Annotated in this window: 16 protein-coding genes and 1 pseudogene; 5 read left to right on the top strand and 12 right to left on the bottom strand. The window is 28.4% G+C overall.

Features of this window, described 5'->3' with window-relative positions; genetic code table 11:
* The first annotated feature begins 155 nt into the window (after nucleotides 1-155).
* Complete coding sequence (gene sstT, locus HUJ77_RS07090) at nucleotides 156-1,409, top strand: serine/threonine transporter SstT (protein WP_291707877.1); 1,254 nt, start codon at nucleotides 156-158, stop codon at nucleotides 1,407-1,409.
* A 90-nt stretch (nucleotides 1,410-1,499) separates the two neighbouring features.
* Here the strand turns inward: sstT and HUJ77_RS07085 are convergent, their stop codons facing one another.
* The 5 genes and pseudogenes from HUJ77_RS07085 to hypB all read right to left on the bottom strand — a co-directional run bounded on the left by HUJ77_RS07085 (nucleotide 1,500) and on the right by hypB (nucleotide 6,713).
* Nucleotides 1,500-1,826, bottom strand: coding sequence for a DUF1904 family protein (locus HUJ77_RS07085; protein ID WP_291707876.1), 327 nt, complete (start codon nucleotides 1,824-1,826; stop codon nucleotides 1,500-1,502).
* A 149-nt stretch (nucleotides 1,827-1,975) separates the two neighbouring features.
* Nucleotides 1,976-2,929: a DUF5692 family protein gene (locus HUJ77_RS07080; RefSeq protein ID WP_291707875.1), complete on the bottom strand. Its 954-nt coding sequence runs from the start codon at nucleotides 2,927-2,929 to the stop codon at nucleotides 1,976-1,978.
* A 29-nt stretch (nucleotides 2,930-2,958) separates the two neighbouring features.
* Nucleotides 2,959-3,300: a hydrogenase maturation nickel metallochaperone HypA gene (locus HUJ77_RS07075; protein WP_291707874.1), complete on the bottom strand. Its 342-nt coding sequence runs from the start codon at nucleotides 3,298-3,300 to the stop codon at nucleotides 2,959-2,961.
* A gap of 34 nt (nucleotides 3,301-3,334) precedes the next feature.
* Nucleotides 3,335-6,014, bottom strand: a pseudogene (locus HUJ77_RS07070) (FAD-dependent oxidoreductase).
* A gap of 27 nt (nucleotides 6,015-6,041) precedes the next feature.
* A complete protein-coding gene (hypB, locus tag HUJ77_RS07065; RefSeq protein ID WP_291707873.1) occupies nucleotides 6,042-6,713 on the bottom strand; it encodes a hydrogenase nickel incorporation protein HypB in 672 nt (223 codons plus the stop codon).
* 332 nt (nucleotides 6,714-7,045) lie between these two features.
* On the opposite strand from hypB, the gene HUJ77_RS07060 reads away from it, so the two are divergent.
* Nucleotides 7,046-7,753, top strand: coding sequence for a GntR family transcriptional regulator (locus HUJ77_RS07060; RefSeq protein ID WP_366032984.1), 708 nt, complete (start codon nucleotides 7,046-7,048; stop codon nucleotides 7,751-7,753).
* A gap of 79 nt (nucleotides 7,754-7,832) precedes the next feature.
* Here the strand turns inward: HUJ77_RS07060 and recA are convergent, their stop codons facing one another.
* From recA to HUJ77_RS07035, 5 genes are all read right to left on the bottom strand, one after another.
* Nucleotides 7,833-8,897: a recombinase RecA gene (gene recA, locus HUJ77_RS07055; RefSeq protein ID WP_291707872.1), complete on the bottom strand. Its 1,065-nt coding sequence runs from the start codon at nucleotides 8,895-8,897 to the stop codon at nucleotides 7,833-7,835.
* A 28-nt stretch (nucleotides 8,898-8,925) separates the two neighbouring features.
* Nucleotides 8,926-9,429 carry a CarD family transcriptional regulator gene (locus HUJ77_RS07050; protein WP_291707871.1) on the bottom strand — a complete coding sequence of 168 codons (504 nt, stop codon included), beginning with the start codon at nucleotides 9,427-9,429 and terminating at the stop codon, nucleotides 8,926-8,928.
* 227 nt (nucleotides 9,430-9,656) lie between these two features.
* Nucleotides 9,657-10,880 carry a radical SAM protein gene (locus HUJ77_RS07045; protein ID WP_291707870.1) on the bottom strand — a complete coding sequence of 408 codons (1,224 nt, stop codon included), beginning with the start codon at nucleotides 10,878-10,880 and terminating at the stop codon, nucleotides 9,657-9,659.
* Nucleotides 10,870-11,742, bottom strand: coding sequence for a class I SAM-dependent methyltransferase (locus tag HUJ77_RS07040; protein WP_291707869.1), 873 nt, complete (start codon nucleotides 11,740-11,742; stop codon nucleotides 10,870-10,872). Before HUJ77_RS07040 ends, HUJ77_RS07045 begins: the two co-directional genes overlap by 11 nt.
* A gap of 19 nt (nucleotides 11,743-11,761) precedes the next feature.
* A complete protein-coding gene (locus HUJ77_RS07035) occupies nucleotides 11,762-12,334 on the bottom strand; it encodes a class I SAM-dependent methyltransferase (protein WP_291707868.1) in 573 nt (190 codons plus the stop codon).
* A 231-nt stretch (nucleotides 12,335-12,565) separates the two neighbouring features.
* Here HUJ77_RS07035 and HUJ77_RS07030 point away from each other — a divergent pair, with 231 nt between their 5' ends.
* The 3 genes from HUJ77_RS07030 to HUJ77_RS15435 are packed head-to-tail and all read left to right on the top strand — an operon-like array spanning nucleotide 12,566 to nucleotide 13,146.
* Nucleotides 12,566-12,808, top strand: a complete 243-nt coding sequence (locus HUJ77_RS07030; RefSeq protein ID WP_291707867.1) for a hypothetical protein — start codon at nucleotides 12,566-12,568, stop codon at nucleotides 12,806-12,808.
* The gene (locus tag HUJ77_RS15440; RefSeq protein ID WP_366032979.1) at nucleotides 12,801-12,968 is read left to right on the top strand and encodes a DUF2085 domain-containing protein; all 168 of its coding nucleotides are present in this window, start codon (nucleotides 12,801-12,803) and stop codon (nucleotides 12,966-12,968) included. The genes HUJ77_RS07030 and HUJ77_RS15440 overlap by 8 nt, the downstream gene beginning before the upstream one ends.
* Nucleotides 12,969-13,005: 37 nt before the next feature.
* Nucleotides 13,006-13,146 carry a DUF2085 domain-containing protein gene (locus tag HUJ77_RS15435; protein ID WP_366032977.1) on the top strand — a complete coding sequence of 47 codons (141 nt, stop codon included), beginning with the start codon at nucleotides 13,006-13,008 and terminating at the stop codon, nucleotides 13,144-13,146.
* A gap of 89 nt (nucleotides 13,147-13,235) precedes the next feature.
* Here HUJ77_RS15435 and HUJ77_RS07020 read toward each other — a convergent pair whose 3' ends face one another.
* Both HUJ77_RS07020 and HUJ77_RS07015 read right to left on the bottom strand, forming a co-directional pair.
* Nucleotides 13,236-13,430: a hypothetical protein gene (locus HUJ77_RS07020; RefSeq protein ID WP_291707866.1), complete on the bottom strand. Its 195-nt coding sequence runs from the start codon at nucleotides 13,428-13,430 to the stop codon at nucleotides 13,236-13,238.
* A gap of 84 nt (nucleotides 13,431-13,514) precedes the next feature.
* On the bottom strand, nucleotides 13,515-13,685 hold the full coding sequence (locus HUJ77_RS07015) for a hypothetical protein (RefSeq protein ID WP_291707865.1): 171 nt from the start codon (nucleotides 13,683-13,685) through the stop codon (nucleotides 13,515-13,517).
* Between the last annotated feature and the right edge of the window lie 126 nt (nucleotides 13,686-13,811).

Here is a 13,811-nt window from a genome sequence, read left to right as displayed (position 1 = left end):
ATATACCACTTATTTACTTTTAATATTAATAAATTTATGATAAAATGTTTAAAATACATATTAATTTCAATATAAAAATACAGAATATTCTTTAATTTTATATTAAAGTTATACAAATTAAAACTATATTTTAAATTAATTAGGGGGCAAAGAAATTGAAGAAATTACTAAAGAAATGGAATGAACTGAGTATAGTTAAAAGAATACTTCTAGGTTTAATTATTGGTATTATCCTAGCTTTAACTATACCTGAAAAAGGAAAATTTATTATTATTTTTGGGTCTTTATTTGTTGGCGCTTTAAAGTCAATTGCACCTATACTGGTATTTTTCTTAGTTATGTCAGCTATATCTCAACATAAAAGTGGACAAAAAAGCAATATGAAATCTATTATTTTACTTTATATACTAGGTACTTTTATGGGAGGCTTTGTTGGAGTTATAGCAAGCTTTATATTTCCAGTAAATTTAACATTGGTAGCAGGAGTAGATACTATTGCGCCACCAGGTGGCATAGTGGAAGTAATAAAAAATTTACTTCTTAATATAGTAGATAATCCAGTAAAAGCGCTTTTTAATGCTAACTATATTGGTATATTATCTTGGGCTATAGTTCTTGGAATGGCTTTAAGAAATGCCAAAGAAGAAACTAAAACAATGATAGAAAATTTTTCAGATGCTTTATCTAAAATGGTTGTATGGGTAATTGAATTTGCACCAATAGGAATTATGGGATTAGTATTTGATGCTATTGCAACTAATGGTATTCAAGCTTTTATAAGTTATGGAAAATTACTTGCAGTTTTAATTGGATGTATGATATTTATGGCACTTATAGTAAATCCTTTAATAGTATTTTATAACATTCGTCAAAACCCATACCCACTTGTGTTTAAGTGTTTAAAAGAAAGTGGTATTACAGCTTTCTTTACACGTAGTTCAGCTGCAAATATTCCTGTAAATATGGAACTTTGTAAAAGATTAGGATTAGACAAAGATACTTATTCTGTATCAATTCCACTTGGTTCAACTGTAAATATGTCTGGTGCATCTGTAACAATATCTGTATTAACTTTGGCAGCAGCAAATACTCTTGGAATTCATGTAGACATACCTACAGCTTTTATACTTAGTATCTTAGCAACAATATCTGCTGCTGGTGCTTCAGGTGTATCTGGTGGCTCATTACTACTAATACCATTAGCTTGTAGCTTATTTGGAATACCAAATGACATTGCTATGCAAGTAGTCGGAGTTGGATTTATTATAGGAGTTTTACAAGATTCTTGCGAAACTACTCTTAACTCTTCAACTGACGTTCTATTTACTGCCACTGCTGAATTTGCAAAGAGACGTAAAAATGGTGAAGAAATAGTTATACCTAAAGAAGTAGTTGAAAGTATAGACTAAAAATATTATTAACATATACTATAAAAAGTCATGTATTACAAATTAAGATTTGATACATGACTTTTTAATATCTTTTTATTTATATAATACTTAAAAATGCTCACCATTTTCATAGTAATTATTTTTTTCTAAGGGATAAAATATAACATCTACATTTTTATAGCCTACTGAATTAATATGTTTAGTAATTATTTTTGCAGCCCTATCTTGAACAGCTTGTCCTCTGTCAAACCATGACACTTCAACTACAGCTTCTCCCTTTACAAAATCTCCATCTTTTACATATAGAGCCCTATCAACTGATAAACTAAAATAATCTCTTGGACATTGAATTAATTCCTCTAATTCATTTATTAGCTTTTTACTTACTATACAAACTTTCTCAACTTCTATAGCTTTAAACTTTAACATCGGCATTTTTTAGCCCTCCAATTTTTAAATCATAATCTGATTATATCACTTTCATAATGTTTATATAATTAGCATTTTATATTATTTTTTGAAGAGAAAGCTTTCATTTCATTAGGGTTACTTATATATTAATGATGAACCTTCTGCTAATTCTTTTATTTCTTTAAGTCAGTATAAAGTTCACCTTTATATGGGTGACGCTTTGTTTTTCTAACTTTATAAAGCATATATATTGCTACAGCTATATTTGAAAGAAGTGATAATAAGCTAAATATAAATAAATAACTTTCGTTATAGGTAGATGAAACAGCGAATTTACCTTTATCGATAAAAGCTGGGAAGGTTTGTGCAAACATACACCATAATGCTAGAGTTTGTGCACGATGTTGAAGCCATGCACCTTTTCCTATAGTAAAGGCACATACTGTAGGGGCTAATAATAGTGCAAAACCACAATACCAAGAATGTCCTGGTAAAGCATTATAGGTATAGGCAAAATTCCATAAGTCATAAGCTATTATCCAAAACCACAGCATATCAGGCCAAAGCATATCCATACTTCCATCTTTCTTAGTTTTCTTACGAATAGTTATACCTAACCAGCCTGTAATTGTAATAATATTTAAGATTCCAGCGATTGCATTCATATAGTTCCAAGGACCACCTAATACGTACATGCTTCCATCTTCAAGTATTCCACCTCCAACATATTGAAGGCCTACTTGAATATCACGTGTAACTGCTTCTAAAATATTAATTGCTAAAATTAGAGGTGGAAAGCATAGGGCTAATTTATTATCTGCTAATCTCCACTCTTTTCCCGTCATTTTATTTCGTCCACGTAAATGTCTTATACACCAAAATCCAATACATCCTGCTAGTGCTGAATATACCTTAGCTAAATGGAACCAATCTGTATAGGTTGTATCCTTTAATACTGTAAACCATAATATAGAAAGTAAAATTGGTAATGCCACAAAACATATAAACCCACCTAATTTAGAACGTCTTGAGAATTCATTTAATATAAATAGAATTAAAAATACTGCAATCCAAACCATCCATACTGAAAAAAATGAAGCTCCTCCTTCATAGTTAAAAGTAAACATAAAATTTCCCCCTACTTAATATTTAATTTTTAATAACAAACAATTTCCTTAATATAAAATTCTTTTCCACTTAGTATTTCACATTTATTACTTTTGCAATTAGGGCATGTTCCTTTATTTAAGATTATATTGAAGACTTTATGACAATCTTTGCATAAAGCATTAGCTGGAAGTATTTCAATCTCTAATTCTGATCCCTCTAAGATAGTCCCTTCAATTGAAGCAGGATATAAATTTTTCATATATTTAGGAATCATTGAAGAGAGTTCTCCAATTTGCAAAACTAAAGTATCTATTTTTTCAACATTATTAGCTTTTGCAAATTTTTCTACACTCTTAACAACTTCAAATAAAACTCCTATTTCATGCATATAAACTCTCCTCTATTTAAATTTAAAAATAATATTAGTTTGACTTAAATATATTAATTGCTTTTTTAATAGCAATTTTTCCTTTACGTTTAATAACTTGCTTAATTACCACTGGCTTTAAATCTTCAAAGGCTACTCCTTCTCCATCATATTTTCTCTCAAGTGATATAGCATCAAATTTACATTTTGTTACACATGCTCCACAGCCAACGCATAAGAATTCATCTACAGTAGTGGCACCACAACTAAGGCAACGTTCTGTTTCTCTCTTCATTTGATCTTCAGTAAAGGTTCCACGTAAATCTGTAAAGGATTCTTTTGCTTCCTTTTCATCACTATGACTTGGTCTTTGTCTTGGAAGATTATCATAACCCTTAAGATCGAGATTTTCTTTATCTAATGAGCGATATTCTTTTCTATCTCTTCCTATAATTAAACTTTGTCCTGGGTTTACATAACGATGTATTGAAATTGCTCCCTCTTTACCTGCAGCTATAGCATCAATAGCAAATCTTGGTCCTGTATAAAAATCTCCCCCTGCAAATACATCTTCTTCTCCTGTTTGATAAGTAAAAGGATCTGCTTTAATTGTATTATTAGGATTAATTTCTATATTGCTATCTTCTATTAAATTTCCTAAATCTATAGTTTGCCCTACAGAAAGTAATACTGTATCTGCTTTTACAAATAATATATCCTTTTCATCATAGGTTGGACTAAATCTTTTATTTTCATCAAATACTGATATACATTTTTTAAATTCTATGCCAATAACTTTTCCCTTTTCTGTAATAATAGCTTTAGGTCCCCAGGAATTATTTATATCAATTCCTTCTTCTAGAGTTTCTTCAATTTCTTCTTCAAGAGCTGGCATTTCATTTCTTGATTCAAGACAGAATATATTTACTTTTTCTGCTCCTACTCTTTCAGCAGTTCTAGCTACATCTATAGCAACATTACCGCCACCAATAACTACTACATTTCCTTTTAGTTTTATATCTTCACCTAAGTTAACCCTACGTAGGAAATCTACTCCTGTAAGTACACCTTCAGCATTTTCTCCCTCTACTCCTATTTTTCTTCCTGATTGAGCACCAATTGCAATATAGAAGGCTTCATATCCATATTTTCTTAACTCTTTTAAAGTAATGTCTTTCCCAACTTCAATACCAGTTTTAAATTCTACACCTAATTCCTTTAACACATTAATTTCTGCATTAACTACATCTTTTTCTAGTCTAAAGGATGGTATACCAAGTGTTAACATTCCACCTAGGACTTTTTGTTTTTCAAATACTGTTACCTTATAACCTTCTATAGCTAGGAAAAATGCACAGGAAAGACCTGAAGGCCCTGCACCTACTACTGCTATTTTTTTATTATATTCATGTTTAATCTTAGGTATATAACGGTTTTCTTTATTTAAATCTTGATCTGCAATAAACTTTTTAATTTCATCTATAGCTATTGGATCATCAATATCCCCTCTTGTACATTCTGATTCACATTTTCTTGGACATATACGTCCACATACTGCTGGAAATGGATTTTCATGTTTTATTAATTCAAGAGCTTCTTTATATTTTCCTTGAGAAGCTAACTTTATATAGCCTTGAATAGCAATGTGGGCTGGACATTCTGTCTTACAAGGGCTAGTTCCAGTATCTACGACATTTTTCCTATTAATTCTGTAATCTGGATTCCATCTATCTGGTCCCCATTCTGTATCTCTAGGAGTTTCAATAATTTCCTTAGGAAGTGGTTTCACTGAACATAATTTTTGTCCTAACTTTAGGGCATTAACAGGACAATTTACAACACACTCTCCACAAGCAACGCATTTTTCTTTATTTATCTTTGAAACATAATTTGAACGTACCATATCAACATTTTTAAACATTGAAGCAGTTCTTAATGCAAGACAAGAGCAACCACAACAATTACATATTGCATGAGTTTTTCCCGAACCATCAAGATTCGGTATTTGATGCATTAATCCATTTTCTTCTGCTTTTTTTATTATTTCAAAAGCTTCCTCTCTTGTAATTTGTCTTCCCCTTCCAGTACGAATATAATATTCTGCTGCATGTCCCATTTGAATACACATTTCTTCGGCTAAATGTCCACAGCCTTCCCCCATTGCTCTTCTTGCCACACGGCATGAACAATCAGAAACTGTAAAAATATCATTGTCATTAAGATACTTAGAAACTTCTTCATAAGAAGCTCTTCTAGTTTCACCATCAATGGCTTTTTCTATAGGGATAACGCGCATTAATCCTACACCTACTGGAAAAGCTCCTGTACTTTTTGGTCCTCTTACTCTTCCATAGGCTTCAAAAGCTTCTGCAATTTGCGGGTATTTGTTAACGTTTTCTATATTGTTAACCATCATTTCCATAATGCCTGGAACCCAAGTATCATACCAATAGGTATCAACTCCATTAATAGTATTTACAAAGCATACTCCTGCCACTGCTAAATCCCATAATAGTTTTGCAGTTTCATCTATAGATTTACCACATAAAGGAGCAAGCTCTTCTACAGTATATTTTGTTCTTATTTTCATACACAATACTACTTCTGCCATTTCTTCTGTAACAACAGGCTCTAAAATTAAATATTCTGGATCAGTTGCCTTTATTTCATTTTTCGATCCTCTTTTTTTTTCTACTAATATGATTTGCAAGATCCAATACCTTTTCTTTTACCATTATTCTCCCCCTAATTTAATAATAAAATTAATTTTCATTCCATTCTTTAATTTCTTTCCTAAGCCATTCTGCAAATTCATCAATACCTTCTCCTGTTCTTGCAGATATAGGAATAATTTTAATATTAGGATTTAATTTTTTTACTCGCTGAATGCAGGCTTCCAAATTAAAGTCAAAGTAATTAATAACATCAATTTTATTAATTAATAAAACATCACAAATGGAAAACATTAATGGATATTTTAATGGCTTATCATCTCCTTCAGGAATACTTAAAATCATTGCATTTTTTGATGCTCCAGTATCAAATTCTGCTGGACATACCAAATTACCTACATTCTCTAGAATAGCAAAGTCAATATCATTTGTTTCTAAAGCTTCTAGGCCTTGCTTTGTCATATCTGAATCAAGATGACACATTCCTCCTGTATGTAATTGAATAACTTTTGCTCCTGTTTTAGAAATAGTATGAGCATCAACATCTGAGTCGATGTCTGCTTCCATAACCCCTATTTTCATTTCATTTTTTAAGGTATTAATTGTTCTTGTAAGAGTTGTAGTTTTCCCTGAACCTGGTGATGACATTAGATTTAGTAAGAATACTTTCTTTTTCTTAAGTTCTTTTCTAAGTAGATTAGCTTCTTGATCATTATCTTCAAAGACACTTTGTTTTATTTCGAGAATTTTGAAGTTCTCCATTAATTTATCCCCCTTAATTACAAAGAATATTTAATTAGAATCTTTACTTCATTCTTCTTACCTTTTTGCTTCAAATATTATCCCTATAAAATACTCTTTATTTAATAAAAAATAATGACTTCTCCATCTGGTATGACCAGATTGATAATCTTGATAAAATTTTAACACTACAAAGAGTATGAAGTCAATATATTCCTATAATTCTAATATATGTTTTATATATCATTTAATTTCTTTTTAAGTTATTTACTTTTTATTTATTTTGGAATAATATTGAAATAGGATTGTTTTGGTATTTGGTTGAACCAGATTCAGTTTAGAGAGGTGATTTTATGATAGAATTTTCAAAATTAAATTCTCCAACTTTAAAGGATTTATTTATTAAAGAACTAGAAACTATGATTTTATCTGGAAGGCTTCAAATTGGTGAAAAACTTCCTTCGGAAAGAGAGCTAGCTAAGTCTATGCAAGTAAGCAGAGCTGTTGTTAATTCTGGAATTGTAGAATTATCTAGAAAAGGTTTTTTAAATATAAAGCCAAGAGTTGGTGCTTTTGTAGCTGATTATCGTAGAAATGGAACTATGGAAACATTAATTTCTATTATGAAATATAATGGTGGAAGATTAAGAGATGCAGAAATACGTTCTATTCTTGAACTTCGTATAGCCTTAGATACATTAGCAGTAGAATTATGTATTCCAATAATTAAAGATGAAGAAATAGAAATATTAAAAGGATATGTTAATGAAATGAAGGAAGCAAATTCTGTTGAAGCTGCATCTAAATTAGCATTTAAATTCCAACATGAGTTAGCTTTTCTTTCTGGAAATACTCTTATACCATTAATATTTCACTCCTTTAAAGATCCTATTTTATCTTTATGGGAGCGTTTTTGCATATTATATGGTATTGATTCTTTAATAAATAATACCTCTATTTTGTGTCATTATATAGAAAAAAGAGATGCTAAAAAAGCTATAGAATGTTTAACTGAAAATATTTATGATACTATAAATGGTACAAGGCAAATTTATTATTAATTATAAAAAATCCTAAAGGAATTCAAAAAAATTCCTTTAGGATAGATATTTTATTATAATAAAAATCATATTAAATTTTTTAGCTTATTATTTCTTTTTTTGCTCTACCTTTTTTATCTACTTTATCTGCATTCTTATCTGAAGTAGCTGTTGGTAAATTATATTTTTCTCTTATAGCCTTTTCTATTTCAATAGCTATATCTTTATTTTCTTTCAAATAAATCTTAGAATTTTCTCTACCTTGTCCAATTCTTATATCATTATAAGAAAACCATGATCCACTTTTATCCATTATGCCTTCATTTACAGCAATATCTATTAGATTTCCTTCCTTTGATATTCCTTCATTATACATAATATCAAATTCTGCAATTTTAAAAGGTGGAGCAACTTTATTTTTTGTTACCTTTACTCTTGCTCTATTTCCTGCAATATTTTCACCAATCTTTATAGTATCAATTTTTCTAATATCAAGTCTAATTGATGAATAAAATTTAAGGGCTCTTCCACCAGTAGTGGTTTCAGGACTACCAAACATTACTCCTATTTTTTCTCTTAACTGATTAATAAATATTACAATACATTTTGACTTATTAATTGATGCTGTTAATTTCCTTAAGGCTTGAGACATTAATCTTGCTTGCAACCCAATATGAGAAGCTCCCATTTCTCCTTCTATTTCTGCTCTTGGAACTAGAGCTGCTACTGAATCAACTACTAATACATCTATAGCATTTGATCTAACAAGAGCTTCTGTTATTTCTAATGCTTGCTCACCATTATCTGGTTGGCTTACTATTAATTCTTCAATATCTACTCCTAAATTCTTAGCATAAGAAGGATCTAATGCATGCTCAGCATCTATAAAAGCTGCTGAGCCTCCCATCTTTTGTGCTTCTGCAATTATATGTAGTGCAACAGTAGTTTTACCTGAACTTTCAGGACCATATACTTCTATTATTCTACCACGTGGTATACCACCAATACCTAAAGCTAAATCTAGTGATAAGCATCCTGTAGGTATTGTTTCTATATCCATTTGTGTATTTGCTCCAAGCATCATAATTGAACCTTTTCCAAATTGTTTTTCTATTTGTTTCATAGCAGATTCAATTGCTAAAAGTTTTCCTTTATCTATATCCAAAGTTCTCACCTCTATTTCTTCTTATTTTTTAATAACCTATATTAATATTTATTTGTTCTTCTATGTCTTCTGAAGTAGTATTTAATATAAATGCCAGTTCTGCAAATAAAGCGTTTTGTATAGATTGTAATATTTTTTTATCCTTCTCATAAAATTTTTTGTTATTATCTTCTATTTCAATCTTTTTCTTCATTAATGTATTAGCTATCTTTGCAATTTCTGTTCTATTTCCTTGTTTTAATATTTCATTATACTTTGTATTTCTTTCATTACTCATATCTATCCATTCATATCCTTCAAATTTAAATGAATCAATGATGTTTTCTGATTCTTCTTTTGTCAAAAGTTCTTGAATATTTACTTTATCATTATCTACTGGAATACTTATGCTTAGCTTTCTATCATCCATAGGATGCAATGAGTAGTAACTTTTAGTAACATTTGAAATTTTCTTCTCGCAAATATCATCAATTTTACATATTCCATGTGATGAATAAATGACTAAATCTCCTTTTTTAAACAGTGTAGCCACCTCCAAATTTCTATATTTTGTAACCTAATAAATAAACCATATATTAAACTTGTTTTATTAAGAAAGTTTAATATATGATTATGGAAAACGTTTACTTATGTATATTTAATAAATTCCTGTTTCCGAAGATTACCTTATACTACTATTGTACCACAAAAAAAATATATAATGTAAGTAAAAGCTAATTAATTAATTTTACTTACATTATATATGTATAAATTCAAATATTACTTACGTTCTCCTTTAAGTAGCTTGTAATATTTGGGTAATTCCTCTTCATTACATTTATCACATTTCTTTGCATAGCAATAATTTCTAGCATGTTTTAATTTCCCATGCATTCTATCCCATATATCTTTAATATCTTCATTTAACACATTTCCAAAGGATTCTGGAACAAAGTCACAAGGTGTAAAATTCCCTTCATTATCTATATAAGAGTGTTGTACACCTGCTCCACAGCCAAACTGATCCTTTGATTCAATATATGGAAATACTGATGTCTTAGGATATTCCTTATTTCTGTTAAATATTATATGAAGCTTTATAAGTTCATCTTTATTTTCTTTTGAAAATATTTCATCATTTTTAACTAAAAGTGAGCCACAAGGTATGGGCTCTAATATTCTAACTTCATCAACCTCTAAAGACTTTAAGAACTTAGCTAGCTTATATATCTCACCAGTTTTTAGCATTTCCTTTGTACAAACAACTTGTGCCATAGTATAAAGTCCAACTTCTTTAGAATTTTTTATTGCAGATATTGAATTTTCATAAGCTCCATTATAACCTCTTTTTTTATCATGTACTTCCTTATATAAACTGTCTATACTTATTCCTACACCAAAAAGTCCAGCTTCTTTTAAGGTTTTCGCTCTATTAAGGCTTAAAGAATACCCATTTGTAAACAAATATGAAATGCTTCTATTATCAATACTACCTATTATTTCTTCTAAATCATTTCTAAGTAAAGGCTCTCCTCCAGTAAAACCAATTATCCCAACACCTAACCCTTGAAGTGATTTTACTATTTTCTTTATTTCATCTGTTGTCATTTCTTTTGATTTATCATTTTTATCCTTAATAAATCTTTTTGCACTACAATGCCAACAGTTATACATACATCTTGGTGTAATAGCAATATATGTGGAAATTGGAGCAAGTCTTTTACCAGTAGTATGACTATGGAAAAATTCATCATTTTCGCCAGGCACTGCATCTACAATGCTTTTATAAGCCTTACTATTTAAAGGTGGTAAAAATGAATTAACTACAAAATTTTCATTATGAAGTACTAATCTATCATTTTTTATAACATTCATTCCACATCTTATAACATTTATAGGCTTATAATTTTTGCTTTCTTTAAATCTCTTATGTATATAAAAGAAATTATTTCTTACATCTTTGTTTAACATTGCTTTTATAATTGGTATTGTGTTACTTATCATTTTTAAATACCCCCCAAACATATTTATGAGTGATTGTTTTTATATTTTTAGACTTAAATAAATATGTCATTTTATCTTTAATTTTATCATTTCTAATATCTATCATAGAGTCAAAGCCTGCTAAAGCTCCAGTAGATGTAACAAAATTAACAGCCTCTTCTGAAGTATTAAATTTAAATATATGTTCTCCTGATTTAATATTTACTTTAGTAAATCTATTATTTATAAACCATCTTTCAAAACTATGTTTATTAATTGGATTAGGCAATTCTTTCATAATCTTATCTACATCTACATAATTTTCTAAAAGAAGACTTGGATAAATCTTTCTTACTTCTTGTAAGGTATTTTTTAAATTTACTATTACTGCAAAGTACCCATCCTTTTTCAATACTCTTGATACTTCCTCTATAATTTTTTTAGGTTCTTGATATTTTATTGCCCAAGCACAGATAACTATATTGAAAGTATTATCTTCACATTCTTTTAAAAAAGAAAGCATATCTTTCTCAATAAAATCAGCTTTAAAATTACAATTCTTATTTGCTTCACTTAGCATTCCTTTAGATATATCTACTAAAGTGAATTTAGATTTATTTAAGCTTTTATATAGAAATCTGCTATTAAAGCCTGTCCCACAAGCTAAATCCAGTATATTTAATTCTCTATCTAAATTTCCATTAGAATGTTCAATAATTATTTCATTTAGCATTTCTTCATTATATCTATGCATTTCTTTTAAAAATATATCTTCATAATTCATACTTACCCTATTATATGAATTAGCTATATCATCTAAATTAGTGAATCTTTTAGTTAAAAATAACTTGCATAGCTTTGCAATACCATTTATACTGTTCATTTTTTCCCCTTTTAAATCCTTATTTTGAACCTATGTATATATACTCATATTTAGATATTTTAATTATCTCCCCATTTCTAAAATATTTATAAGTTAATTCTTTCATTTCATTTATAGTAAGCATCTTTATTCTTTCAAAACAAAGAGTTTCAAAGATAAATATGACCTTACCTATAAAGCTTCTCTTCTCAAATTCATAAATTATAATTCTTCCATCTTTATTTAGTATTCTTTTGCATTCTTGTAAGGTTTCTTCTTTTTTACTTATATGATGAAAGGAATCTCTCATTATAACTATATCAATAGAAAAATCTTTACAAGGAATATTATCTGAATACCCATTAATCACATTTATTTTCTTAGATTTTTCTTTTGCTATTTTAGTCATATTTACTTCAGGGTCTAGAATAGTTACATCTGCTCCTAAAGAGATAAGTTCTTTAGCTAAAGATCCTGTTCCACCGCCAATATCTAAAACTTTTAGACCATAAATATCTTTTATAACCTTTATTATTAATTCATTTTTATCTAATTTAAATTTTTTCATGAATTTATCATATTGTTTGCTATAGAACTTAAATAAATAACTCATATTGTCTCCTTAAATTATTGATATATATTTATTCTAACAAAATAATTACTAATTTGTTATATATTTCTTTATTTTCTAAAATATATATATTATTGGGAGAATTAGTTTAAATTTTAATATATAATATATTTAGATACTACAAAAGTATTTTATTTATTAAAAAGCAACTAATAAGTATTAATTAATGAAATTAATGTTACAGTTTTACATATAAATATAAGAGGTGATTTTATGAGTGAGTATAGAAATGACAATAGTTTCCACCAAAGTAAATCTTGCCCTTTCTGTGGAAGTAAAAATATAAAAATTATAATTGAAAAAGAAAAGGAAGATTTTGATGTAACTAGTGGAGTACTAGGTTATGTATGTCTTGGTCCTATTGGATTGTTATGCGGACTATGTTCTGCAGATGGTGAAACAGAAAAAATTACTTGCATATGTAATAATTGTGGAAAGAGATTTATAGATGATTAAAAAAGATAGAATTTGGTTATCTTTAATGAGATTCTTTTCTACCACCTGTCATCAAAAGGCTGATAGAAGTTTTTTCTTTAAAAATTATCAATTCCCTATATGCGCAAGATGTACAGGATTATTAATAGGATATATCTTAGGGGTTATAGCTATATTTTAAAATTTCTATTCTTTTAAGTGTATTTTTTATAAGTATTATGTTTATTGACTGGCTTATACAGCATAAAAAGATTCTTCATTCTACTAATATTCGAAGACTAGTAACTGGTTTATTATGCGGATTTGGAGTCATTAATGTATTGGCAGCTACTTTCACCAAAATTCTAATGTTATTTTAATACACTGTAAATATTATAGAGATAGATATTACATTCTGTCCACTTAGATATTGCTAAGTAAGAAAGAATATAACATCTATCTTCCTTTTTTATTGGTATAAATTATCTTCAATTATTTTATTTGCTAGAATTCCTATATTAACTTCTCTTGTATCCATATATACATCTATAATCCTATCTACAAGAGTAACCTCAACATATTCTACTGGCTTTCCATCTTCGTCTTTATAAGTTATTATATCCCAAGTTATTATATCTTCTTTAAGTTGTTTCTTAGAAATCATTTAATATCCTCCGTAAATTTTCTTCTATTTATTTTATCAAATAGTAATAACTCTGTCTATTTAAAAAGATAGGCAAATATATGCCTATCTTTTTTTAACTCTATTTACTAACTCTTCATAAATGTTATCTGGTAATATTGCTGCCTTTCCTTTTCCATAGAAGGCAACATCATCTATAGCAAGCCATCTGCTTTTTTGTCCATAAGTAAAATCTAAAATACAATTTGCACCTAAAGCTTTTGCTTTAATTACCATATCTTCCTTTACATCATTTAAGTTTTTTAATTGTGCTCCTATTTTAAAGCTTAAATCTGAATTTACATTTCCAATAATATTTGCATCTTTATTGTTTAATTTATCTATTGTTATAATAAATTAAAT

The organism is Clostridium sp., from assembly GCF_021443865.1.
Lineage (GTDB): Bacteria > Bacillota > Clostridia > Clostridiales > Clostridiaceae > Clostridium.
This window is presented reverse-complemented; position numbering and strand designations above follow the sequence as displayed.

Coding starts and splice junctions, on each gene's coding strand:
- HUJ77_RS07020 (WP_291707866.1), bottom strand. CDS start 13,430: ATGATTTCTAAGAAACAACTTAAAGAAGATATAATAACTTGGGATATA.
- HUJ77_RS07030 (WP_291707867.1), top strand. CDS start 12,566: ATGAGTGAGTATAGAAATGACAATAGTTTCCACCAAAGTAAATCTTGC.
- HUJ77_RS07080 (WP_291707875.1), bottom strand. CDS start 2,929: ATGTTTACTTTTAACTATGAAGGAGGAGCTTCATTTTTTTCAGTATGG.
- HUJ77_RS07060 (WP_366032984.1), top strand. CDS start 7,046: ATGATAGAATTTTCAAAATTAAATTCTCCAACTTTAAAGGATTTATTT.
- HUJ77_RS07015 (WP_291707865.1), bottom strand. CDS start 13,685: ATGGTAATTAAAGCAAAAGCTTTAGGTGCAAATTGTATTTTAGATTTT.
- HUJ77_RS15435 (WP_366032977.1), top strand. CDS start 13,006: ATGTTTATTGACTGGCTTATACAGCATAAAAAGATTCTTCATTCTACT.
- HUJ77_RS07045 (WP_291707870.1), bottom strand. CDS start 10,880: ATGATAAGTAACACAATACCAATTATAAAAGCAATGTTAAACAAAGAT.
- HUJ77_RS07035 (WP_291707868.1), bottom strand. CDS start 12,334: ATGAGTTATTTATTTAAGTTCTATAGCAAACAATATGATAAATTCATG.
- HUJ77_RS07075 (WP_291707874.1), bottom strand. CDS start 3,300: ATGCATGAAATAGGAGTTTTATTTGAAGTTGTTAAGAGTGTAGAAAAA.
- HUJ77_RS07040 (WP_291707869.1), bottom strand. CDS start 11,742: ATGAACAGTATAAATGGTATTGCAAAGCTATGCAAGTTATTTTTAACT.
- hypB (WP_291707873.1), bottom strand. CDS start 6,713: ATGGAGAACTTCAAAATTCTCGAAATAAAACAAAGTGTCTTTGAAGAT.
- HUJ77_RS15440 (WP_366032979.1), top strand. CDS start 12,801: ATGATTAAAAAAGATAGAATTTGGTTATCTTTAATGAGATTCTTTTCT.
- HUJ77_RS07085 (WP_291707876.1), bottom strand. CDS start 1,826: ATGCCGATGTTAAAGTTTAAAGCTATAGAAGTTGAGAAAGTTTGTATA.